23 protein-coding genes are annotated in these 22,131 nt (G+C 71.6%); 15 read left to right on the top strand and 8 right to left on the bottom strand.

Annotated elements, in window-relative coordinates:
- Positions 1-35: 35 nt before the first annotated feature.
- Positions 36-275, bottom strand: a complete 240-nt coding sequence (locus ASG59_RS17180) for a hypothetical protein (RefSeq protein WP_055886864.1) — start codon at positions 273-275, stop codon at positions 36-38.
- Between the two features lie 183 nt (positions 276-458).
- Here ASG59_RS17180 and ASG59_RS17175 point away from each other — a divergent pair, with 183 nt between their 5' ends.
- The 4 genes from ASG59_RS17175 to ASG59_RS17160 all read left to right on the top strand — a co-directional run bounded on the left by ASG59_RS17175 (position 459) and on the right by ASG59_RS17160 (position 5,436).
- Entirely contained in the window at positions 459-2,831 is a 2,373-nt protein-coding gene (locus ASG59_RS17175; RefSeq protein ID WP_056410290.1) for a UvrD-helicase domain-containing protein, read from the top strand.
- A gap of 374 nt (positions 2,832-3,205) precedes the next feature.
- Entirely contained in the window at positions 3,206-3,922 is a 717-nt protein-coding gene (locus ASG59_RS17170) for a PhoH family protein (protein ID WP_055886870.1), read from the top strand.
- Between the two features lie 134 nt (positions 3,923-4,056).
- The gene (locus ASG59_RS17165) at positions 4,057-4,296 is read left to right on the top strand and encodes a hypothetical protein (protein WP_055886873.1); all 240 of its coding nucleotides are present in this window, start codon (positions 4,057-4,059) and stop codon (positions 4,294-4,296) included.
- A 285-nt stretch (positions 4,297-4,581) separates the two neighbouring features.
- A complete protein-coding gene (locus tag ASG59_RS17160) occupies positions 4,582-5,436 on the top strand; it encodes a DUF6456 domain-containing protein (protein ID WP_244475742.1) in 855 nt (284 codons plus the stop codon).
- Between the two features lie 108 nt (positions 5,437-5,544).
- Here ASG59_RS17160 and ASG59_RS17155 read toward each other — a convergent pair whose 3' ends face one another.
- From ASG59_RS17155 to ASG59_RS17135, 5 genes are all read right to left on the bottom strand, one after another.
- Positions 5,545-6,465, bottom strand: coding sequence for a DMT family transporter (locus tag ASG59_RS17155; protein ID WP_055886876.1), 921 nt, complete (start codon positions 6,463-6,465; stop codon positions 5,545-5,547).
- Between the two features lie 36 nt (positions 6,466-6,501).
- Positions 6,502-7,608: a DUF2125 domain-containing protein gene (locus ASG59_RS17150; RefSeq protein WP_056410289.1), complete on the bottom strand. Its 1,107-nt coding sequence runs from the start codon at positions 7,606-7,608 to the stop codon at positions 6,502-6,504.
- A 115-nt stretch (positions 7,609-7,723) separates the two neighbouring features.
- A complete protein-coding gene (locus tag ASG59_RS17145; protein ID WP_055886882.1) occupies positions 7,724-8,167 on the bottom strand; it encodes a hypothetical protein in 444 nt (147 codons plus the stop codon).
- Between the two features lie 230 nt (positions 8,168-8,397).
- Positions 8,398-9,153, bottom strand: coding sequence for a TerC family protein (locus tag ASG59_RS17140; RefSeq protein WP_056410287.1), 756 nt, complete (start codon positions 9,151-9,153; stop codon positions 8,398-8,400).
- Between the two features lie 4 nt (positions 9,154-9,157).
- On the bottom strand, positions 9,158-10,105 hold the full coding sequence (locus tag ASG59_RS17135; protein WP_156399282.1) for a lipid kinase: 948 nt from the start codon (positions 10,103-10,105) through the stop codon (positions 9,158-9,160).
- 451 nt (positions 10,106-10,556) lie between these two features.
- Between ASG59_RS17135 and ASG59_RS17130 the strand changes: the two genes are divergently transcribed.
- The 3 genes from ASG59_RS17130 (at position 10,557) to ASG59_RS17120 (ending at position 14,071) form a co-directional block, all read left to right on the top strand.
- Positions 10,557-11,339, top strand: a complete 783-nt coding sequence (locus tag ASG59_RS17130; RefSeq protein WP_056410285.1) for a hypothetical protein — start codon at positions 10,557-10,559, stop codon at positions 11,337-11,339.
- Between the two features lie 10 nt (positions 11,340-11,349).
- Entirely contained in the window at positions 11,350-12,678 is a 1,329-nt protein-coding gene (locus ASG59_RS17125; protein WP_056410283.1) for a hypothetical protein, read from the top strand.
- Between the two features lie 109 nt (positions 12,679-12,787).
- Positions 12,788-14,071: an MFS transporter gene (locus ASG59_RS17120; RefSeq protein ID WP_056410281.1), complete on the top strand. Its 1,284-nt coding sequence runs from the start codon at positions 12,788-12,790 to the stop codon at positions 14,069-14,071.
- Between the two features lie 3 nt (positions 14,072-14,074).
- Here the strand turns inward: ASG59_RS17120 and ASG59_RS17115 are convergent, their stop codons facing one another.
- On the bottom strand, positions 14,075-14,650 hold the full coding sequence (locus tag ASG59_RS17115; RefSeq protein WP_056410279.1) for a L,D-transpeptidase family protein: 576 nt from the start codon (positions 14,648-14,650) through the stop codon (positions 14,075-14,077).
- A gap of 383 nt (positions 14,651-15,033) precedes the next feature.
- Here ASG59_RS17115 and ASG59_RS17110 point away from each other — a divergent pair, with 383 nt between their 5' ends.
- From ASG59_RS17110 to ASG59_RS17095, 4 genes are all read left to right on the top strand, one after another.
- On the top strand, positions 15,034-15,720 hold the full coding sequence (locus ASG59_RS17110; protein WP_055886899.1) for a response regulator transcription factor: 687 nt from the start codon (positions 15,034-15,036) through the stop codon (positions 15,718-15,720).
- A 110-nt stretch (positions 15,721-15,830) separates the two neighbouring features.
- The gene (locus ASG59_RS17105) at positions 15,831-16,283 is read left to right on the top strand and encodes a cyclic nucleotide-binding domain-containing protein (protein WP_056410496.1); all 453 of its coding nucleotides are present in this window, start codon (positions 15,831-15,833) and stop codon (positions 16,281-16,283) included.
- A gap of 99 nt (positions 16,284-16,382) precedes the next feature.
- Entirely contained in the window at positions 16,383-17,237 is an 855-nt protein-coding gene (gene dapD / locus ASG59_RS17100) for a 2,3,4,5-tetrahydropyridine-2,6-dicarboxylate N-succinyltransferase (protein ID WP_055886902.1), read from the top strand.
- A gap of 191 nt (positions 17,238-17,428) precedes the next feature.
- Positions 17,429-18,307, top strand: coding sequence for an alpha/beta hydrolase (locus ASG59_RS17095; RefSeq protein WP_056283318.1), 879 nt, complete (start codon positions 17,429-17,431; stop codon positions 18,305-18,307).
- A gap of 147 nt (positions 18,308-18,454) precedes the next feature.
- Here the strand turns inward: ASG59_RS17095 and ASG59_RS17090 are convergent, their stop codons facing one another.
- The gene (locus ASG59_RS17090) at positions 18,455-18,799 is read right to left on the bottom strand and encodes a hypothetical protein (RefSeq protein WP_200945977.1); all 345 of its coding nucleotides are present in this window, start codon (positions 18,797-18,799) and stop codon (positions 18,455-18,457) included.
- Positions 18,800-19,064: 265 nt separating this feature from the next.
- Here ASG59_RS17090 and ASG59_RS17085 point away from each other — a divergent pair, with 265 nt between their 5' ends.
- The 4 genes from ASG59_RS17085 to ASG59_RS17070 all read left to right on the top strand — a co-directional run bounded on the left by ASG59_RS17085 (position 19,065) and on the right by ASG59_RS17070 (position 21,965).
- Entirely contained in the window at positions 19,065-19,532 is a 468-nt protein-coding gene (locus ASG59_RS17085; RefSeq protein ID WP_055886906.1) for a DUF2948 family protein, read from the top strand.
- Positions 19,529-20,824 carry a histidinol dehydrogenase gene (hisD, locus tag ASG59_RS17080; RefSeq protein WP_056410276.1) on the top strand — a complete coding sequence of 432 codons (1,296 nt, stop codon included), beginning with the start codon at positions 19,529-19,531 and terminating at the stop codon, positions 20,822-20,824. The genes ASG59_RS17085 and hisD overlap by 4 nt, the downstream gene beginning before the upstream one ends.
- A gap of 7 nt (positions 20,825-20,831) precedes the next feature.
- Entirely contained in the window at positions 20,832-21,356 is a 525-nt protein-coding gene (locus tag ASG59_RS17075; RefSeq protein WP_244472342.1) for a UPF0262 family protein, read from the top strand.
- A gap of 144 nt (positions 21,357-21,500) precedes the next feature.
- Complete coding sequence (locus ASG59_RS17070; protein WP_055886911.1) at positions 21,501-21,965, top strand: low molecular weight phosphatase family protein; 465 nt, start codon at positions 21,501-21,503, stop codon at positions 21,963-21,965.
- Positions 21,966-22,131 lie beyond the last annotated feature (166 nt).

The raw sequence follows: 22,131 nt of genomic DNA, 5'->3' as shown, positions 1-22,131 counted from the left end.
GCACACGGGCCGGGGGCGCGCTTCAGTGCCGGGCCTCAGCGCCGGGGCGGAACGACGATCGTCGGCGCGGGTGCCGCGCGGAAGGCGTCGTTGCGCTGGATCTGCATGCGCATCTGGTTGTTCTCGAACTGCTGCTGCTGCTGGATGCCGCGGATCTGGCTCTGGTTGGAGAGCCGCTCGTTCGTGGCGTTCAGGCTGTCGGGGTTGCCCGACAACTGGGCGAGCGCCGGGCTGGCGGCGGCGAGGAACAGGGCGGTGGCGAGGGATAGGCGCATGGGTCGGTCCTGACTGACTCGAGGCTCGGATGAGGCGGCGACTGGGCTCGATGTGTCGACGCGGGGGCGGGAATCCAAGTTCCACGCAGGCGCGAAGAGTACCCCCGCGTGGTCGCAGCCTGGACGCCGGGCGCGGGCGCCGCGCCCTCGACGCCGTTCGCGTTTTGGTCCAGGGAAGCGGGCATGACACAGCATCCCGGCGCGGCGCCCGCGCCCGCTCCGACCTCGCAAACCGGTTCTTCCATCGCCGCGCGTGCCATGGCGTCCCTGCGGCCGCAGGGAGAGCCCTATCTCGAGGGGCTCAACCCCGAGCAGCGCCGGGCCGTGGAGACCACCGAAGGGCCGGTGCTGGTGCTGGCCGGCGCCGGCACGGGCAAGACGCGGGTGCTCACCACCCGCATCGCCCACCTCGTCGCCACCGGCCGGGCGCGGCCCTACGACATCCTGTCGGTGACCTTCACCAACAAGGCCGCCCGCGAGATGAAGCTGCGCATCGGCGCGCTGATCGGCCCGGCGGGCGAGGGCATGCCCTGGCTCGGCACCTTCCACGCCATCGGCACCAAGATCCTGCGCCGCCACGCCGAGCTCGTCGGCCTGAAGTCCGACTTCACCATCCTGGGGATGGACGACCAGCTGCGCCTGATGAAGCAGGTCATCGCCGACCAGGGTATCGACGAGAAGCGCTGGCCGGCCCGCGCCCTGTCCTCCACCATCGACGGCTGGAAGAACCGGGGCCTCTCGCCCGAGCAGGTGCCGCCGGGAGAGGCGCAGGCCTTCGCCTTCGGCAAGGGCGGCGCCCTCTACACCGCCTACCAGGCCCGGCTCGCCACCCTCAACGCGGCGGATTTCGGCGACCTGCTGCTGTTGTGCCTCAAGCTCTGGCGCGAGAACCCGGACGTGCTCGAGACCTACCAGCAGCGCTTCCGCTACATCCTCGTGGACGAGTACCAGGACACCAACGTCGCCCAGTACCTGTGGCTGCGGCTGCTGGCGCTGGGCCACCGCAACGTCGCCTGCGTCGGCGACGACGACCAGTCGATCTACGGCTGGCGCGGGGCCGAGGTCGACAACATCCTGCGGTTCGAGCACGACTTCCCCGGCGCCACCGTGGTGCGGCTGGAACGCAACTACCGCTCCACCGGCCACATCCTCTCGGCCGCCTCGGGGCTCATCGCCAAGAACGAGGGCCGTCTCGGCAAGACCCTGCGCACGGAGGACGTGGCCGGCGAGAAGGTCACGGTCTCGGGCGCCTGGGATTCGGAGGAGGAGGCCCGCCAGCTCGGCGAGGCGATCGAGGGCCTGCAGGCCAGGAACCACCCGCTGTCCGAGATCGCGGTGCTGGTGCGGATCTCGGCGCAGATGCGCGAGATCGAGGACCGCTTCGTCCAGCTCGGCCTGCCCTACCGGGTCGTCGGCGGCCCGCGCTTCTACGAGCGCGCCGAGATCCGCGACGCGCTGGCCTACCTGCGCGTCACCGTGAATCCGGCCGACGACCTCGCCTTCGAGCGCATCTTCAACACCCCCAAGCGCGGTTTGGGCGATGCGACGCTGCAGGTGCTGCACGCCACCTCGCGGGCCCGGAAGGTACCGCTGCTGATGGCGGCGCGCGGCCTCGTCGAGACCGACGAGCTCAAGCCAAAGGCCCGCTCGACCCTGCGCGCCCTGGTGGAGAGCTTTTCGCGGTGGGCGCGGATGATCGAGGGCCGGCCGCAATCGGAGGTGGCCCAGACCATCCTCGAGGAATCCGGCTATACCGAGATGTGGCAGAAGGACCGCTCGGCCGACGCCGCCGGGCGCCTCGAGAACCTCAAGGAGTTCGTGCGCTCCATGGAGGAGTTCCCGGATCTCGGCGCCTTCCTCGAACACGTCTCCCTGGTGATGGAGGCCAGCGAGCAGGAGGGGGCCGATCGCGTCTCCCTGATGACCCTGCACGCCGCCAAGGGGCTCGAATTCGACACGGTGTTCCTGCCGGGCTGGGAGGACGGGCTGTTTCCCAACCAGCGGGCGCTCGACGAGAGCGGCCGGGCCGGGCTGGAGGAGGAGCGCCGCCTCGCCCATGTCGGTCTCACCCGCGCCCGCAGGCGCGCGAAACTGTCGTTCGCCGTCAACCGGCGCATCCACGGCCTGTGGTCCTCGACGGTGCCGAGCCGCTTCATCGACGAACTGCCGCCGGACGCCGTCGACGTGGTCGATGCGCCCGCCCATTTCGCGGCCGGCGCCTCCCGGTTCGACCGCAACCCGACGCCGTTCGGCTCGTCGTACTCTACGCCGGGCTGGCAACGGGCGCAGGAGAACACCGCCAGGACCGCGGATGCCACCGCGCGCCGCCAGGAGTTCGGCCGCGGGTCGAGCCAGCGCGGCGCCCCGCGCCAGATCGAGGGCGAACTCGTGGCATCGTCCACCGGCGCGCCCTCGGCCTTCGCCACCGGCATGCGCGTCTTCCACATGAAGTTCGGCCCCGGCGAGGTCGCGGCCGTCGACGGCAACAAGCTCACCGTTGACTTCGACAAGGCCGGCCGGAAAATGGTGCTCGACAGTTTCATCCAGCCCGGATGAGGCGTCTCACCGGCCCCGAGGGGCCGGCCGTCCCGCCCATCTGCGGCGTGGACAATCGAGGGATCGCGATGGATCGTACCCCGAGCGGGTCCAGCACCTCGTGCGATCTTACGGTTCCGTTAACGAAAAGCTGTCGTCATGGCCCTGTCGCGTGCAGCGCGGCATGGTGCGTGCACGGCAACACCCGCGCGACACGTCGCGGGATCGGCCGGGCGGGATCGGCCGGCCGTCCACAGCGGCCTCGTCGGTGCGGGGAACTCCCCGGCATCGGAGAGTTTGATCTGTGGACCGGAGGATATCGGCGGGAGTCACGACAGTAGCGTAGCGAAGCGTTGGCAAGTCCAGATTGGCACGTCCGGTTGGAGTGTTGTTCGATGAAGAGACGGCGCGCACGACTTGAATTGGTTGACGAGCATCCGGCCCGACTGCACCGAACGCGTTTCGACGAGGAGCGGATCCTCAGTCCCATCCAACCCCTGACGGACCGGCAAGCCGAATACCTCGATGCCCTGGCGACCCACCCCCAGGTGATCGTCCTGGGGCCCGCCGGGACCGGCAAGACCTACATCGCCGGCACCCGCGCCGCCGACCAGCTTCGCCAACGGCGGATCTCCAAGGTCATCATCACCCGGCCCAACGTGCCCTCGGGACGCTCGCTCGGGTTCTTCCCCGGCACCCTCGAGGAGAAGATCGCCCCCTGGGTCGCGCCGCTGACCGAGACCATCAAGGAGCGGATGGGCACGGCGGCCTTCGAGATCGCCTGCAAGACCGGCGACATCGAGGTGGTGCCCTTCGAGGTGATGCGCGGGCGCACCTTCAAGAACTGCCTCGTGATCCTCGACGAGGCGCAGAACACCACCACCGCCGAGATCAAGATGTTCCTGACCCGCATCGGCGACGATTGCCAGGTCATCATCAACGGCGACGTCTCGCAGACCGATCTGCGCGAGACCTCGGGCCTGCGCACCGTCATCCATCTCGTGAAAAGCCGGATGATGCGCATCCCGATCGTGGAGTTCACCCTCGACGACATCGTCCGCTCGGGCATCTGCGCTGATTGGGTCAGGGCCTTCGAGGAAACGAAACTCTGACTCGCGTGTTGTCAGCGGCAGGCCCGAACGGGGGCCTGCCGCGCGCCCCGGTGTGCGACGATCTTCTCCGGCGCGCCGCGCCGGGAGAACGAACCGGGTGCCGCGCTCGGGACACAGAAAAAAGGACGCCCTTCATGAGGAAACTGACCTTCGCCTTCGCCGTGCTCGCCTCGCTCGGCGCCGCTGGCCTCGCCACCTCCGCCTCCGCTGCCCCCGGCGCTCCGATGGGCGTCACCGCTCCCGACGCCGTCACCAACGTTCAGATGATGCGCATGGAGCGCCGGATGATGGAGCGGCGCATGATGAAGCGTCGGATGATGGAGCGCCGCATGATGAAGCGTCGGATGATGCGCCGGGACATGCGCCGCATGTGATCGGCCGGCGGGCCGCCTGCCGGCCCGCCACTTCCCGCCCGTGGGGTGGGGCATCGACTGCCTACGAAGGCCGTTCCGATGTCGTCGGAGCGGCCTTTTTCGTGGGGAAAACCCCGTGTCGATCTCGGACGAGCGTAGCGGACGTTCGCACGGCACTGAAGACCGGCCCTTGGAAGAGGCCGTTGGAAGACTGCCCTTTGGCTGTCAAGACTTGTGCTAGGATATTTTTCCTTTACCGTTGGTTGTGCGGGGGTCGTTTCCGGCCATCTTCGTAGGGAACATATCATGAACAAAGCTCGCAAGGCCAATCATGGCCTCGCCTCCGTCGTCCCCAAAACTCGCCCGGAGACGCGCCTCGACCGCCATGCCGCGCGGCTCCTGGCGGCCCTCGCCGCGGAGGGCGCTTATGCGCTGGAGGACCCGGTCGACGAGACCGGCCTGATCGTGCGTAGCGGCGGAACGGGGATCTCCCTCGGGGCGGGGCGGTTCCCGGCCGGGGCGGGCGCGGCCCTGCTCGCGGCGGACCTTGCCGAGCAGGGCGGCGGGCGGCGGGCGCGCCTGACGATCAGCCCGGCGGGCCGAGCACGGCTGCGGCGCGAGGCCGCGGGCGCGGCCCATCCCTATCTCGCCCAGCACCTCGACCTCGTACAGGAGCCCGGCGCAGGGCCCGAGCGACCCTGGCGCGACGCCTCCGAAAGCCCGCTCGCCTGGATGGCGCGGCGGCGCGACCGCGACGGCCGCCCCCTCATCGACGCGGCCTGCTTCGAGGCCGGGGAGCGGCTGCGGCGCGACCTCACGACGGCGTCGCTGATGCCGCGGATGGGCTCCGACTGGAGCGGCGTGAAGGTCGACGGTTCGGGACCGCGCGACCCGTCCGCGGCCTCCGACACGATACTGGCCGGACGCCAGCGGGTCCGGGCCGCCCTTGACGCGGTGGGCAGCGACCTGTCAGGGCTGCTGATCGACCTGTGCGGGTTCCTCAAGGGCCTGGAGCGGATCGAGGCGGAACGGCGCTGGCCGGCGCGCTCGGCCAAGGTGGTGGCCCGCATCGCCCTGGCGCGGCTGGCCGAGCACTATGGCCTCGAACGCGAAGCGGTGGGACCCGACCGCGCCCGGCTGCGGCTGTGGCGCGAAGCCTGAGCGCTCACACAATCCGTTCGATGGCTTCGCAATGCGGATTTTGGCTTCGCTCGGGCGCCGCGCGGGCTCGGTGATACGGCTCCCGCTTGATCCAAGCGGAAACACGTATCACGCGGCGGGCCGGCGCCCGAAGCGTTCGGCGATGTAGATGCCGCCGAGCACGAGGGCAAGCGCCAGCCCGTCGTGCCAGCGGAACGGCTCGCCCACCAGCACCACCGCGAGCAGGGCCCCGAACACCGGCACCAGGTTCACGAACACGCCCGCCCGGTTGGGGCCGATCAGTTCGACCCCGCGCATGAAGGCGAGCTGGGAGCCCAGCGACGGCCCCAGCGCCACGAAGACGACGATCGCCCACCCCTTGGCACTGGGCCAGACCGCATGGCCGGCGGCCCATTCCACCGCCAGCAGCGGCAGCGAGGTCAGGAAGGCGGCCACCGCCATGGCCGTGAAGAAGGCGAGGCCCGAGACCGCCGGGCGATTGGGCAGGGCGACGGTGTAGCCGGCGTAGAGGAGGCAGGCGATCAGCATCAGCATGTCGCCGCGGTTGAGCGCCATGGTGGTGAACACCGTCCAGTCGCCGTGGGTGGCCGCCACCGCCGCGCCCATCAGCGTCACCGCCACGCCGAGCCCCTGGAAGCCGGTGACCGTGGTGCGGTTGACGACGTAGTTGGTGAGCACGACGAGCACCGGCAGTGCCCCCTGGAACAGGGCGATGTTGAGGGTCGTGGTGTAGGCGCCGGCCGCATAGAACAGGCTGTTGAAGGCGGTGTAGCCGCCCGCCCCCATCAGGAGGATGCTGAGCCAGCGCGGCCTCAGGCGGCGCCAGTCGCGCCGGACGTCCGGACCGGCGATGGCGACCAGCACGGCGCAGACCACGGTCCAGCGCAGGCAGGTGAGGACCTGGGGAGAGACCTCGCCCACCGCCCACTTGCTCATCACCGCGTTGCCCGCCCACAGCATCGCCGTCAGCGTGAGCAGTGGATAGGCCTTGGCGGTCGCGGACGGCGCCGGAAGGAGGGGATCGGGCATCGTGGCCTGTCTCGACGCCGATCGGATCGGCCGACCTCAATACAATGCAGGAACCGTGACGTTCGGGATCGGGAAGGGGCCGAGCATGAGGCGGCCGTCGGCCAGGCGCAGGGGCGGCAGCGGCTTCAGGGCCGCATCGCCGGGAGGTGCGGCCGCATCGGGCGCGCGGCGCCCCCCGCTCAGGAGCTGCCCGAGCAGGCGCCCGACCATGGCGCCGCGCTCGGCGCCGATCCGCGGCCCCATCGCCTGGGCCACCAGGGCCTCGAGCCCGGCGGCGCGCACGTCGAAGTCGCCGGCCGGGCGGTGGTCCGCGTCGAGGCCGATCTTGCCGCTCGCCTGGAGCCGGCGCTCGCCCTTGGCCAGGGACAGGAGGGCGATGTCGAGGCGCCCGCCGGCCTGGCGCCAGGTCTCGAGTTCGCGCGCGACCTGGCCGGTGCGCAGGACCGCCGCCCGGTCGATGGTGGCGTCGAGGGCGAGGTCGAGGGGATCGGTGCTGGCCAGGAGCGCGTCGAGCGGGGGCACCACCGCCCGCGTCAGGCGCAGGCTGACGTCGACCGCGCCCTCGCTGGCAAAGCGCACGGGGGTCGGCCGGGCATGGGCCTCGAGGTGGTCGCCCGCGAAAGCCGTCGGCGGCTGACCTTCGGCGGCGATGGTGCCCTTGACGTCGTCCACCACGAGGGAGGCGCGGGTGAAGCCGTCGGAAGCGCCATGGAAACTCGCCTCCAGATCCTTCCAGGTGGCGTCGGCCACGAGGTCGCCCTGTTCCACGTGGAACGGGCCCGACACCTGCAGGAGGCCGTGGCGCGGCTGGTAGACCTGCACCACCGCGGTCAGCGGTCCCAGGGTGAAGCGTCCGTCGGCCCGTGCGAAGGCCAGGGAGCCGCAGCGCAATTCGAGGCGGAAGGGGTAGCCGGTGATCGAGCGGTCGGCACAGGTCCAGGTCCGGCCAGCGGCCGCCTCCCGCGCCAGCCAGGCGTCCATCTCGTCGGCAGCGCGTCCCCGGATCCAGAACCAGGCCACCGACCACAGCACCACCACGAGCCCGAGCAGGACGAACGGCAGGAACAGGCCGATGCGGCTGCGCCTGGGCTCCGCCGGCCCTGCCGCCGCGTCCGGTCGTGCTTGGTCGACGTTCGACGCCATCGTGTCCGTTCCCAGGCTTCCAGCTCCCGGGCCGGTCGCGGGCCCGGAAGCGACGGCCCGTCTTGGACGAGCCCGGACCCCGGATGCAAGCGCGACGATGGGCCGGCGCCGCGGCTCAGGCCTGCGTGCCGGTGGTGGCGGGGCCGTCGAGGTCGGCGACGATGGCGCGGCGCTCGCTCTCGTCCTCGGCCAGGCGATGGACGTGCATCTCCGTGGCGCCGCTGTTGCGGGCGCGGGCCACCCAGTTCTGGAGGCGCTCGCGCGGCGTCTCGCCGGCGGTGGAGAGGGCCACCAGTTCGGCGACCCCGGCCGCGTCCCGGCGCACCGCCATCACCACCGCCTCGCCCATCTCCGCCAGATCGGGCTCGACGAGGTCGTGGACGCCGACCACGTAGCGGCGGCCCGAATGCCCGCGCCAGGCGCTGAGCGTCAGCGCCGGCGTCCCGCGCAACCCGGCCGTCGATCTCAGGCGTTCTTCGCGCACGTCCATGCTCCGCGACCTATCGTCCCGCAGGTCGCGCAGGGCGGCCGACCAGGACAGAGCTCTCTTGTTCGCCATTTGTTCTAAAATAATCTTAACCGTTTCCGAGCGTCAAGGCCGACGCCCGCCTGCACCGGAAGTGGGGATGCGGCGGGTTATCCACAAGCGTCTGACCGAGTCGGAAGCGGCGGCGGCGCGCCCTGCGAGAGTCCACGGCGGAGATGGGTGACGAACGGGTTATCCACAGGCACACCCCGATCGCGGCGGCGGTGGGAGAACCCGCCGCCGCGACCGAGTGAGCGCCACCCTCAGGCGTGGTCGTTCTGGCCGGCGATGCCCTTGGCCCGGCGACGGCGCCGGACGATGATGTTGAGGGTCTCCACGCCCGCCGAGAACGCCATGGCGGTGTAGATGTAGCCCTTGGGCACATGCGCCCCGAACCCTTCCGCGATCAGCGTCATGCCGATCATGATGAGGAAGCCCAGCGCCAGCATCACCACGGTGGGGTTGGCCGCGATGAAGCGCGACAGCGGATCGGCGGCCAGCAGCATCACGGTGACCGCGGCGAGCACGGCGATGACCATGATCGGCACGTGCTCGGTCATGCCCACCGCCGTGATGATGCTGTCGATGGAGAACACGAGGTCGAGGACCAGGATCTGCCCGATGGCGGCGGCGAACCCGATCTGCATCTTGCCCCCGGTCTTGTCCTCGGGCTCGGGGTCGACCGACTGGTGGATCTCCTGGGTCGCCTTCCACAGCAGGAACAGGCCGCCGGCGATGAGGATGAGGTCGCGCCAGGAGAAGCCCTTGCCGAACACCTCGAACACCGGCGCGGTGAGCTGGACGATGTAGGCGACCGAGCCGAGCAGGCCGAGCCGCAGCACCAGCGCGAGGCCGATGCCGATGCGGCGTGCCTTGGTCTGATGCTCCTCCGGCAGCTTGTTGGTGAGGATCGAGATGAAGATCAGGTTGTCGATCCCGAGCACGATCTCCATCACCACCAGGGTGGCGAGGGCGGCCCAGGCGGTGGGGTCTGAGGCGAGTTGAATCAGGCTGTCCACGGCGTCAGGCTTTCGTACCGAAGGGGAAGGGAATGGGCACGCCGGCGATCATCGGCGGCAGGGTCGCGGGATCGGGGGCGAAGATGCGCAGGATGCCGGGCACGACCTTGAAATGGGCCGGCGTCACGGTGGTGAGCTCGCCGTCGGTGTTGACCTGGCGCGGGCGCCGGGTGCGCACCACGATCTCCGTGGTGGAGAAGGCCCGCACGTCGGCGGCCCGCCCCTGGGTGCCCTTGCGCAGGGCCGGCAGCAACGCCAGGAGCCGCCACCAGTGCGCGACCTCCAGGCTGTAGAAATCGAGCTTGCCGTCGTCGACCCGCGCGGTCTCCTCCACGGTCATCCCGCCGCCGTAGTGGCGACCGTTGCCCACCGAGACCTGGATGGTGGTGACCTTTTCCCGGATCCCGTCGTGCTCGAGGATCACCGTGAAGGGCCGGACCCGGCGCAACACCCGGATGGCGGCGATGGCGTAGCCGAGGGTGCCCCAGGTCTTCTTCGATTCCGCGGTGAGGTCCCCGGCGAGTTCCGCCGAGAAGCCGATGCTGGCGACGTTGAAGAAGTAGTGGCCGTTGACCCAGCCGAGATCGGCCGGGCGCGCCTCCTCGGTGGTGATGAGCTGCGCGGCGGCGACCGGGTCGGTGGGCAGGTTCAGGGAGCGCGCCAGATCGTTGGCGGTGCCGAGCGGCAGGATGCCCATCGGCAGCCGGGTCTCGACGAGGGCGGGGGCCGCCGCATTCATCGTGCCGTCGCCGCCGCCCAGGATCACGAGATCGCACTCCCTGGCGTGGCGCTTGATCAGGGCTGTGCAATCGCCCTCGCCGGGCGGCTCGAACGGCGTGATGCCGCCCTCCACCAACGCCGCGCGAATCGCGTCGAGGGGAGCGGAGCCGTTGCGGGCGTTGGGATTGACGAGGAGAAGGGCGCGGCGCCCCGGCGAGGGGGCGTTCACCACGACGGCGTCTCCGATCGGAAAGGCGTGCGTCGGGCCGCCGGCATAGGTCGGCCGGACGGGGCGAGCGGTCGGGCCCGGTCATATCGAATCACGCGCAACACCATCCCCCCGGTGCGGTCGCACCACCCCGACGGCGGCACCACGGCAGAGAAGGGGTCCGACATCACGGTCGACACGTCCACCGCCAGAGGGGCCCGGACCCAACGCCACCACAGGTGGGTGTTAGCTCGGCCATGACAAGGCCGTCGAGCCTCGAAGGCGAGCGCGGGACCGGATCGACGTTCATCGGCCGTTCGATACCGGGCAAAGCGGGGAGAACCGCCTTTCGCGACGCGGTCATGGAACCATTTCGCGCCGATGTCCCGTTTAGTGGTGAGGAGCGGGCCGCCGCATCGATGTCCGGCGGACGGCCGACCCGACCCTGGCCCCCGACGTATCCGGTGTTGATCCCATGCGCGACCGTCTGATGTTCGCCTCCGCCGTCCTGGTCGCCGGGGGCCTTGCCGTGGCGCCGGCCGTCGCGCAGACCGGATGGGTCGACCCGCCGACCAAGGTACAGGGCCAACCCGCCGCCGAGGCACCGACACCCGTCGCTCCGCCCGCCCCCCAGCCGAGTGCCGAGCCGCGGGCCGCGGCGCGAACGGCCGAGCCGAGCCCGGCGGCCGTCACGGAATCGCCGGCGAGGCCCCGCCGCGAGGCGCGGCGCCCGGTGCGCCCCGGCCAGGACCGTCTCGTGTTCACTCCGCCCGCGGCGGCAGCCGCCCCGGGCCCGGGCGTCGACGACCCGCGCTTTCCCGCGTGGGCGGGCAAGGCCCAGCGCCTGACCCTGGATTACCTCGACAGCGTCTCGGCCTCCAACGAGGCGAGTCTGGCGGAGGCGCCGCGCTTCTACGCCCCGCAGGTGCGTCGGTTCGGACGGACCGTCTCCCTCACCGCCGTGATCGCCGACAAGCGCCGGTTCGCCAGCCGCTGGCCCGAGCGGCGCTATGCCGCCCAGCCCGGTGCGATCCGCACCTCCTGCAACGCGGCCATGAAGGTGTGCATCGTCCAGGCCACCTACGATTACAGCGCCCGCAATCCCGCCCGCGGCACCCGCACGCAGGGGGTCGGCGAACTGGTGCTGGAGATCAGCTTCGCCGACGACCGTCCGGTGATCGTATCGGAATCGGGCCGCGTCCTGCGCCGGGCGGCCTCCGCGTCGCTGGTTGACGCGCGAACCAAAGCCGGCGCCTAAGACGGGGCTCATGTCCCTCGACGCCAACGATCCGGCCGACACCCGTCCCACCGACCCGCTCCTGCCGGAGCGGGATGCCGCTTGGGACGCCGACAGGGCCGCGCTTCGCGCGCGGATCGCGGCGGCGGTCGGTGATGCCCGCCCCCACCCCATCGCCCGCCATACCCTCGCGCTGCTGGTGGAGGCGCAACTCGCCCACGCCCCCGTGCCGGCGGATGGTTCGGACGCGCACGACGGCAGTGTCGACGAGGCCCTGGCGGCGATGCGCTCGCGCCACCCCGACCTGTTCCTGCCGCCCGAGCCCGAACCTGCGCCGGCCGCCGTCGAACCCGCCGTGGCGGCGAAGGCGCCCGGCCCATCGATGCTGTCCTCGCTCGCGCCGTCCCCGGCCAGGCTCGCCGCCATGACGGAACGCGGCCGGGCGCTCGCCACGGCCGCCCGGACCCGTCTCCTGACGATGCGTGCCGCGGCCAGGACGCGCCTGTCCCGCGAACGCCCCGCCCGGATGGGTCCGGAAGCGGCATCGGCCGAGCCGCCGTCGGTGGCTACGGCGATGGCGGCCTCCACGGAGGTCTCGCCTTCGGCGATGTCGGCGCCCGCCCCGGCCGTGCCCCCGGTATCCTTGCCGTTGGCGGATCGCAGCCGGCGCCGGGGCGCGGGCGACCTCTCCGTCCGCGCGGCCGATCGCGGCCGCCGAACCTGGTACGGCCTGCGCGACGGCCTCGGCGATGCGGTCGGGCCCGGCGGAAGCCTGCGCCGCCCCTCCTCGGTCATGGCGCTTGCCGCCGTCGCCTGTGCCGGCCTCCTCGTCGTCCTGCTTCGGGGGGACGGCGACCGGCCTTCCCCGGCCCCGGCGGCGACGCCGTCCGTGCAGACGCCCACCGCCGAGGCTCCGCCCGCCGCCGCGCAGACGCCGCCGGCCTCGCAGCCGCCCTCCGCTTCGGCCCGCCCCCAGGCCGCCCCGCCCGACGACGAGCCCGCCCCCGACGACGCGCCGATGCAGGCCGACGTGGTGCCCCAGGCCGGCGAGATCACCGGCCCGGCGGAGGTCGTCGATACCGCCACCCTGAAGATCGGCGGCCGGGTGGTGCGGCTGTTCGGCGTCGCCTTCGTGCGCGGCGGCCAGACCGAGGAGCTGACCCGCTACCTCGGCAAGCGTTCGGTCACCTGCCGGCCCGTGGCGGGCAGCGAAGCGCACCTCTGCGCGGTGGACGGACGCGACCTCTCCGAGGTCGTCCTGTTCAACGGCGGCGGCCGCGCCTCGCCCGAGGCCACCCCCGACCTCGTGGCGGCCGAGGACAGGGCCCGCACCGAGCGCCTCGGCGTCTGGGCGCGCTGACGGCGGCCGGCCGCTCCTGCACGCTGGGATCGTGGCGGGTCCGCTTGCGCCGGTCCGGTTCGGCGCTTACGCCCCTTGCGCTCAAGCCCGGCCGCGAGGCGCGATATCGATGACCGCTGCGTCCCCCTCCACCGCGCTCGCCGCGACGCTGGCCCGGCGCGGCGTGCACTACGGATGGGTGGTGGCCGCGGTCACCTTCCTCACGATGCTGGTGACCGCGGGCGCCGTCGGCGCGCCGGGGGTGCTGATCCTGCCGCTGCAGCGCGAGTTCGGCTGGGACACCGCCACGATCTCGGCGGCCCTGGCGATCCGCCTCGTCCTGTTCGGGCTGATGGGGCCGTTCGCCGCCGTCCTGATGAACCGCTACGGGCCGCGCCGGATCGTGTTGTGCGCCCTCCTCCTCATCGCCGGCGGGATGCTGCTGTCGCTGGGGATGAGCCAGGTCTGGCAGCTGGTGCTCCTGTGGGGGGTGGCGGTGGGCGTCGGCACCGGGCTCACCGCCCTGGTGCTCGGCGCCACCGTGGCGACGCGCTGGTTCACGGCGCGGCGCGGCCTCATGGTCGGCCTCCTCACCGCCAGTTCGGCCACCGGCCAACTCGTGGTGCTGCCGGTGCTCGCCGCCCTCACCGAACACTGGGGCTGGCGCGCCGCCCTCCTCCTCGTCTGCAGCCTGCTGGTGCTCACGGGTCTGGCCGTCCTGCTCCTGATGCGCGACCGGCCCGAGGACCTCGGTCTGGCACCCTACGGCGAGGCGGCAGCGGCCGGGGCGGCGCTCGCCCCCGTCGATGCCGGCGGGGCCATCGCCGCCCTGCGCGAGGCGGCGCGCACGCGGGTGTTCTGGGTGCTGTTCGCGACCTTCTTCATCTGCGGGGCCAGCACCAACGGCCTCATCCAGACCCACTTCATCCCCCTGTGCGCCGACTACGGCATCAGCCCGATCCAGGGTGCCGGGGTGCTGGCGGCCATGGGCGCCTTCGATTTCATCGGCACCGTCGCCTCGGGCTGGCTGTCGGACCGCTACGACAACCGCTGGCTCCTGTTCTGGTACTACGGCCTGCGCGGCATCGCCCTGATGTGCCTGCCGTTCTCGGATTTCACGCTGATCGGCCTGTCGCTGTTCGCGGTCCTCTACGGCCTCGACTGGATCGCCACGGTGCCCCCCACCGTGCGGCTCACCGCGGCCCGGTTCGGGCGCGAGAAGGCCAACCTCGTGTTCGGGTGGATCTTCTGCGGGCACCAGCTCGGGGCGGCCGGCGCCGCCTACGGCGCCGGCCTGTCGCGCGACGTCCTGGCGAGCTACCTGCCGGCCTTCTTCACGGCCGGAGCCCTGTGCCTGTTCGCCGCCGCCGCCATCATGACCCTCGACCGGGCGAGGCCCGCGAGCGCCCGGTAGGCCTCAGCCGATGCGCAGCCGGGTCTTCGGTCCGAGCCGGCGCAACAGGCGCAGGAGGTCGGCCCGGGCCAGGGCGACGCAGCCCTCGGTGGGCGGATAGCCCGGCCGGGCCACGTGCATGAAGATCGCCGAGCCGCGGCCGGGGCGGATCGGCCCGCGGTTGTAGTCGATGTCGACGACGAGGTCGTAGAGCCCGTCGCCGCGCCACATCTCCTCGGCGCTCACCCCCGGACAGGGCAGCGTCAATGGCCGGTTGTAGCGGCGGTGGGACGGAGCATCGCACCAGCCGTCGTGCGGGCGCGTCGCGCGGATCGGCAGCAGGGTGGCCGGACGCACCGTGAGACGGTCGGGCCGGTACGCGGCCGCACGCAGGCGGAACCGCCCGCGCGGCGAGGCGCCGTCGCCTTCGCGCTTGACGGTGCCGATCCCGCTCCGGCCCAGGGCGCAGGGAATGACCGAGGGGCCCACCAGCAGGTGGCCGCGGCGGCGGTCGCCGACGAGCGGACGCACCCGGATCGCGGCGAGGGCGACGGCGCGGACGGCCTTCGGGTGCGGGATCGACCGGACAGGAGGGGACATGACGCGTCGGAGTGCCATCGGGGCCGGATTGCGGGGCGGCCGGGCGGTTGAAACTTGCACCCGGCCGTTCACGTATGGAAGACAACGAAGGCTGTGGGCAACCGCTGCGCTCGACGCATCCGGGATGATTTCCTGCTGGGCGAAACGCGCTAGGGTGGGATGCGTCGAGGGGTCCGTGAGGCGGGGCGGCACCCTTGGGCAGGGCATCTACCTTGGGCAGGGCATCTCCCTCGAGCGGGGTGACACGCCCGGCCAGGATGTCCGACCCCGGCTCGTTGTCGTCGTCGCGGCCGTTCGGCCCGGCCATTTTCGATCGACCCGTCCTCGCGCCCCGTTCCGTGCGCGGATCTTCGCCTGTCGCGTGTGGAAGAGTGTTGCAGCCGATGCCGAACGCCTATCGCCTCCTGGTCTGCGACGACGACGCCTCGCTGCGGGAGACGCTCACCGAGCAGCTCGACCTGTCCGAGGAATTCGTGGTGCTGCCCGAGGCCGACGGGGCGGGCGCCATCGCCAGGGTCGCCTCGGACCGGATCGATCTTGCGGTGATGGACGTGCGGCTGCCGGACATGGACGGACGCGAAGCGGTCCGGGCGATGCGGCGCAACGGCTATCGCGGGCCGGTGATCATGCTCACCGCCCAAGTCTCGGAGGAGGATACCGTCGAGGGGCTCGAGGCGGGGGCCAACGACTACGTCACCAAGCCGTTCAAGTTCGCCGTGCTGCTCGCGCGCATCCGCGCCCACCTGCGCAGCCACGAGGCGAGCGAGGATGCGGTCTTCCAGATCGGCCCCTACACCTTCCGCCCCGGCGCCAAGCTCCTGGTGGGCGACCGCGGCTCCAAGCTCAAGCTCACCGAGAAGGAGACCGCGATCCTGCGTTTTCTCTACAGGGCGGGCCGCGAGGTCGTGGGCCGCGAGACGCTGCTCGCCGAGGTCTGGGGTTACAACGCGCAGGTCACGACCCATACGCTGGAGACGCATATCTACCGCCTGCGCCAGAAGATCGAACCCAACCCGGCCCTGGCCGCGATCCTCGTGACGGAATCCGGCGGCTACAAACTGTTGCCTTGACGTTTGCACACGGTCCCGGACCTTCGCGCGTGGCGGTCCCCATCGCGGTGCGGAATGGGCGGGGCGGCGAGATCGGCCTGCGGGCGAGACGGTGAAGGGACCGCGTGACGGTGGGACTCGACGACGACATCGCGATCCTGTCCGCCGCCCCGCTGTTCCGGTTCATGGGCCGGGATGCCCTGCGGCTGCTGTGCTTTGCGGCCGAACGGCGCAGCCTGGCCGCGGGCGACGTTCTCTACGCCCGCGACGAGCGCGCCGACGGCGGCTTCGTGGTGCTGGCCGGTGCCATCGCGGTGGCGCCCCGCCGGGCCGGCGGCGAGCCGGTGGTGGCCGGCCCCTCGGCGCTGATCGGGCGCCTTTCCCTGTTCCTGCGCGGCGAGCGGCCAAGCGAGGCGCGGGCGAGCGTGCCCTCGGAGGTCCTGCGCATCACGCCGACGCTGATGCGCCGGGTGCTCCAGGAGTTTCCCGAGGCGGCCGCCGCCATCGAGGCCGACTTCACCGAGGATCTCGTCGCCTTCACGCGGGACCTCGACGGGGTGCGGCCACGGTTCGAGGGGGCTTGAGACGCGGCCCCTACCCTGAGACGCGTCCTGCGGCGGGTGACAGGGCCGACCGGCTTTTGTAAGCACGGGCTCGTCTGCCGCCACCCGGAAAATCCCGACATGTCCGCCCCCAGCGCCCACGCCGACCTCGCCGCCACCATCGAGACCGCCTGGGAGGACCGGGCCGGGATCGACGCGGGCACCAAGGGTGCCGTGCGCGACGCCGTGGAGACGGCCCTCGAACTCCTCGATTCCGGCAAGGCGCGGGTGGCCGAGAAGGCCGGCGAGGAATGGCACGTCAACCAGTGGCTCAAGAAGGCGGTGCTGCTGTCGTTCCGCCTCAACGACATGGAGATCATCCACGGCGGCCCCGACGGCGCCAACTGGTGGGACAAGGTGCCCTCCAAGTTCGAGGGCTGGAAGAAGAAGCAGTTCCGCGAGGCCGGCCTGCGGGCGGTGCCCGGGGCGATCGCCCGGCGCGGCGCCTACATCGCGTCCGGCGTCGTGCTGATGCCCTCCTTCGTCAACCTCGGCGCCTATGTGGACGAGGGCACCATGGTCGACACCTGGGCCAGTGTCGGCTCCTGCGCGCAGATCGGCAAGCACGTCCACCTCTCGGGCGGCGTCGGCATCGGCGGCGTTCTGGAGCCGATGCAGGCGAGCCCCACCATCATCGAGGACAACTGTTTCATCGGCGCCCGCTCCGAGGTGGTCGAGGGCGTCGTCGTCGGCGAGGGCAGCGTGCTGTCCATGGGCGTCTACATCGGCGCCTCGACGAAGATCGTCGACCGCACCACCGGCGAGGTCTTCTACGGCCGGGTGCCGCCCTATTCGGTGGTGGTCTCGGGCACCATGCCCGGCAAGAAGCTCCCCGACGGCTCGGCCGGCCCCGGGCTATACTGCGCGGTGATCGTCAAGCGCGTCGATGCGGGCACTCGCGCCAAGACCGCGATCAACGAACTCCTGCGGACCTGACGGGACGCCGGCCGCCCCGCGCCTCGGCGCGGGACTGTCCGGGGATCGCGGACGGGCCTGCGATCCCTCTCGACGGAATCGTCGTGACCGACCTGGCGACTGTCCGCCGACACTGTCGACGATCGCTTCGTCCTTCATCCCGCCAACCGCATGCCGCGTCGCGGACCGGTGCCTGAGCCATCCGAGGGGTCATGATCGAGCCGGCACGTTCCGCCCGCAGCTTCAGCCTGACCATCGACGGGCGCACCCTGTCGATGCCCTGCGACGTGGTCGGCAGCGGCCCCGACGCCCTGCTCCTGCCCGCCCTGTCGTCGATCTCGGCCCGCTCCGAGATGTGGCCGCTGGCGCGCGACCTCGGGCACGACTACCGCTGCCTGATCCCCGACTGGCCGGGGTTCGGCAACCAGGCCCGCGTACCGCTGCCCATGAACCCGGGCACGATGCACGCCTTCCTCGACGCGTTGTTCGTGGCCAAGCCCGGCCCCTACGCGCTCGCCGTGGCGGCGGGTCATGCCGGCCCCTACCTCATGGCGGCGGCCCGCCGGCATCCCGGCCTGTTCAAGCGCATCGTCCTGGTCGGACCGACCTGGCGCGGGCCGCTGCCCACCGCCATGGGCCAGGAGCGGCGCGGCCTGTTCAAGGCCCTGCGCCGCCTCGTCGAGGTGCCCCTCGTCGGCGACGCGATCTACCGCATCAACATCAGCCGGCCGGTGATCGGGCGGATGATGCGCGCCCACGTCTACGCCGACCCGGACCACGTCACCCCCGGCGTCATCGCCGACAAGCACGCCATCACCCGGCAGATCGGCGCCCGCTTCGGCACCGCCGCCTTCGTCACCGGCGGCCTCGACCCCTGCGCGAGCCGCGAGGCCTTCCTGTCGCTGTTCGAGGGGCCCGGCCTGCCGCCGGTGCTGGTGCTGCGGCCCGAGCGGGCGCCGCGCCGCTCGGGCGCGGAGATGGACGCCCTCATCGCCACCGGCCGGGTCAGCCGCGAGACGGTCCCGGGGGCGCTCAGCGCCCACGAGGAATATGCCGGCGAGGTCGCCGAGGCGATCCGCGGGATCGGGTGAGGCGGTTTACGCTTGAATCAAGCGGGAACCGTATCACCGAGCCCGCGCGGCGCCTGAGCGAAGCCCATTTCCGCATCACGAAGTGATCACCCGGAAATGGGATGATGCGGGATCGGGGCAGCTCCTCGCCGCCGGACCGCGTCGGCCTCAGCCGCCGATGGCGCCGCGCTTGAACCCGAACCCCGGGACCTCGCAGCCGCAGGGCGCATTGATCGGCGCCGGCCGCGTCATGCAATTGCCGCGGGCGGTGACGCAGATGCCGCCGCCGCGCGGCGCCCGGTCGAACCGGTCGTCGTCGTAGCGCGACCGGCGCCGCTCGTAGCGATCCTCGTCGTAGCGCGGACGGCGGCGCTCGTAGCGGTCCTCGTCGGAGCGCCGCTCCTCGTAGCGGCGTGGCCGGTCGTCGTCGTAGCCCCCGCCGTACTGGGCCTGGGCGCTCACGCCGCCGGCGAGGGTCAGGGCCGTCGTGGCCACCAGGAGGATGCGCTTCACCGTCGTCGTCTCCGGATCTCGTCGGCGGGTCTCGCCGCCGTATGTCGACGGTCACGGTGGTAGCGCGGGCGAGATGAACGCGTGATGAGGCCGCCGGGCGGCATCACATGGGGTCGGGCCCCCGCGCCCCGGCGAACCATGACGGTTGCCGTGGGCGGGTGGCCTCGCTACCTACCATGGCCGTCATCGGCGCGGCCCCTCGTCCCGTACACCCGCGTCGTCCCGAAAATCCCATCGACTTTTGCAAGAGCGCGACACCCCCGCCATGGAGCTTCTCAAGCTCGCTGCCCTCGACACCGAGGACCTCGCGGTCGTCTCGGCCCACCTCCAGGATGCGATCCTGCGCTCGGGCGACCTCGCCTATCTGGCGGGCGCGCATCGCTTCGTGCTGGTGGCGCGCCGGTTCGACTGGTCGGCGGCGCCCGGCGAGGCGCCGCGCCGGCGGCTGACGGGGGTGCATTTCGAGCGGGTGTTGGGCGTGCGCGGCCGCGGGATCGTACCGGGCGCGGATTCGGACGCGACCCTGAGCCTGCTCGCCGTCACCTTCGAACCGGGCGAGGCGCCTTCCGGCACCGTGACCCTGGTCTTTGCCGGCGGCGCCGCGATCCGGCTCGACGTCGAATGCATCGAGGTGCGGATGAAGGACCTCGGCCCGGTCTGGGAGGCGGAAGGGCGCCCCGACCACGAGGCGGCCGAGGCCGGCCGCGCCGCCATCGAAGGACGCACCCCATGATCCGCCTCGATTCGTCCCAGGACGGGTTCGCCGAGGAGTTCCGGCGCCTGCTCAGCGTCAAGCGCGAGATCTCCGAGGAGGTCGACGACACCGTGCGGGCCATCATCGCCGGCGTGGTGGCCGGCGGCGACGACGCGCTCGTCGACTACACCCGCCGCTTCGACCGGCGCGGCGAGGAGTTCACCGCCGCCTCCCTGCGCGTCACGCCCGCCGAGGTCGATGCGGCGATCGCCGCCTGCCCGGCCGAGACCCTCGACGCCCTGGCCCTTGCGGCGGAGCGGATCGAGAGCTTCCACCGTCGCCAGGTGCCGCAGGACCACCGCTCCACCGACGAACTCGGGGTGATGTCGGGCTGGCGCTGGACGGCCCTCGAATCGGTCGGCCTCTACGTGCCCGGCGGCACCGCGAGCTATCCTTCCTCCGTCCTGATGAACGCCATCCCCGCCCGCGTCGCCGGGGTGACCCGCGTCGTCATGGTGGTGCCGATGCCCGAAGGGCAGATGAACCCGCTGGTGCTGGCCGCCGCCAGGCTGGCGGGCGTCGACGAGATCTACCGGGTCGGCGGCGCGCAGGCGGTGGCGGCGCTGGCCTACGGCACCCCGACCGTCGCGCCCGTGGCCAAGATCGTGGGGCCCGGCAACGCCTGGGTCGCGGCCGCCAAGCGCCGGGTGTTCGGGCAGGTCGGCATCGACATGATCGCCGGCCCCTCCGAGGTGCTGATCCTGGCCGATGCCCACGCCAATCCGGACTGGATCGCGGCCGACCTGCTAGCCCAGGCCGAGCACGACGTCGCGGCGCAGGCGATCCTGATCACGGATTCCGCCGGCCTCGCCGATGCCGTCGAGACCGCGGTGGAGCGCGCGCTCGTCACCCTGCCGCGCGCCGAGATCGCCCGGGCGAGCTGGCGCGACTACGGCGCCATCCTCGTGGTGCGCGACCTCATCGAGGCGGTGCCGCTGGTCGACCGCCTCGCCCCCGAGCACCTGGAGATCGAGACGCAAGACGCCGAGGCCCTGGCGGACCGCATCCGCAACGCGGGCGCGATCTTCCTCGGCAGCCACACCCCGGAGGCGATCGGCGATTATGTCGGCGGCCCCAACCACGTGCTGCCCACCGCCCGCTCGGCGCGGTTCTCCTCGGGCCTCGGCGTCCTCGACTTCATGAAGCGCACCACGATCCTGCGTTGCGACGCCGCCGCCCTGCGGGCGCTGGGCCCCGCAGCCATCGCGCTCGGACGCTCGGAGGGCCTCGACGGCCATGCCCGCTCCGTCGCCATCCGTCTGAACCTGTGAGGCGGCCATGTCGGACGAAGCCAAGGTGGCGCAAGAGCGCGACGATGCCCGTGACCGCAAGACCAAGGGTCTCGACCGCCTCGCGTCGGTGACCCTCGACGAGGATTCGATCGGGCGGGGCAACCCCGACCAGGAGCACGAGCGTGCCATCGCGATCTTCGACATCCTGGAGGACAACCACTTCTCGATCCCCGGACGCGAGGGCCCCTTCGCCCTCACCCTCGGCCTCGTCGAGAACAAGCTCTCCTTCGCGATCCGCCACGAGAGCGGCGGCCCGGCGATGACCCACCTCCTGTCGCTGACCCCGTTCCGGCGGGTGATCCGCGACTACGAGATGATCTGCGAGAGCTACTTCAACGCCATCAAGACCGCCTCGCCGACCCAGATCGAGGCGATCGACATGGGCCGGCGCGGCCTCCACAACGAGGCCTCCGAGCTGCTGCGCCAGCGCCTGGAAGGCAAGGTCGACCTCGACCACGACACCGCGCGCCGGCTGTTCACCCTGGTCTTCGCCTTGCACTGGAAGGCTTGAAGGCGAGGCCCTCGACCGCACACGGTCGAGGGCCTCGCCCACGCGCGTGGCGACGCACAGTCGCGCTTTGCACCCGCGTCGACCGTCGGGGTCGTCGGCTCACAAGGACCGGTCTCCCCATCGAGACCCAAGGCAAGGCAGCGGATGGCGGACGAGGGCGGCCCGGGCAAGAAGAAGCGCGTGCAGTCGGTGCTGTTCATGTGCAACTACAACGCGGTGCGCTCGCTGGCCGCCGAGGCGATCGCCCGCCACTACTTCGGCAAGTCGACCTACGTGCAGTCGGCCGGGGTGCGCACCGGCGAGCCGGCCGATCCGTTCATGGTGGCGGCGCTGGACGAGATCGGCATCGACGCCTCGCGCCACAAGCCGCGCACCCTCGAACAGCTCGAGGAGTGGGAGGGGCTGAACTTCGACCTCATCATCACCCTGGCGCCCGAAGCCCACCACGCCGCGCTGGAGCTCACCCGCACCAACGCCGTCGAGGTGGAATACTGGCCGACCCCCGACCCGACCATCCTGCAGGAAGCCTCGCGCGACCAGCGTCTCGACGCCTATCGCGATGTCCGCGACGGGCTGATCTATCGGATCAAGACGAGGCTGAAGCCATGAGGGCCCTCCCGCGACGGGCGATGGCGACACCCTCGTGGCAACGAGCCATGGCTTTGCAGAGATGTTCTATGAGGTGTTCATAATACCAGCGGCCTTCGACCAAGATCGGTTGCAAAATCGATCGAAGGAATGCGTCACCCGCTGGACGTGCCGCCGTGCCTGGACC

Origin of the sequence: Methylobacterium sp. Leaf466 (assembly GCF_001425565.1) — a bacterium.
Classification (GTDB): domain Bacteria; phylum Pseudomonadota; class Alphaproteobacteria; order Rhizobiales; family Beijerinckiaceae; genus Methylobacterium.
Note: the sequence above shows the minus strand (reverse complement) of the source record. Positions and strands in the feature narration are given on the sequence as shown.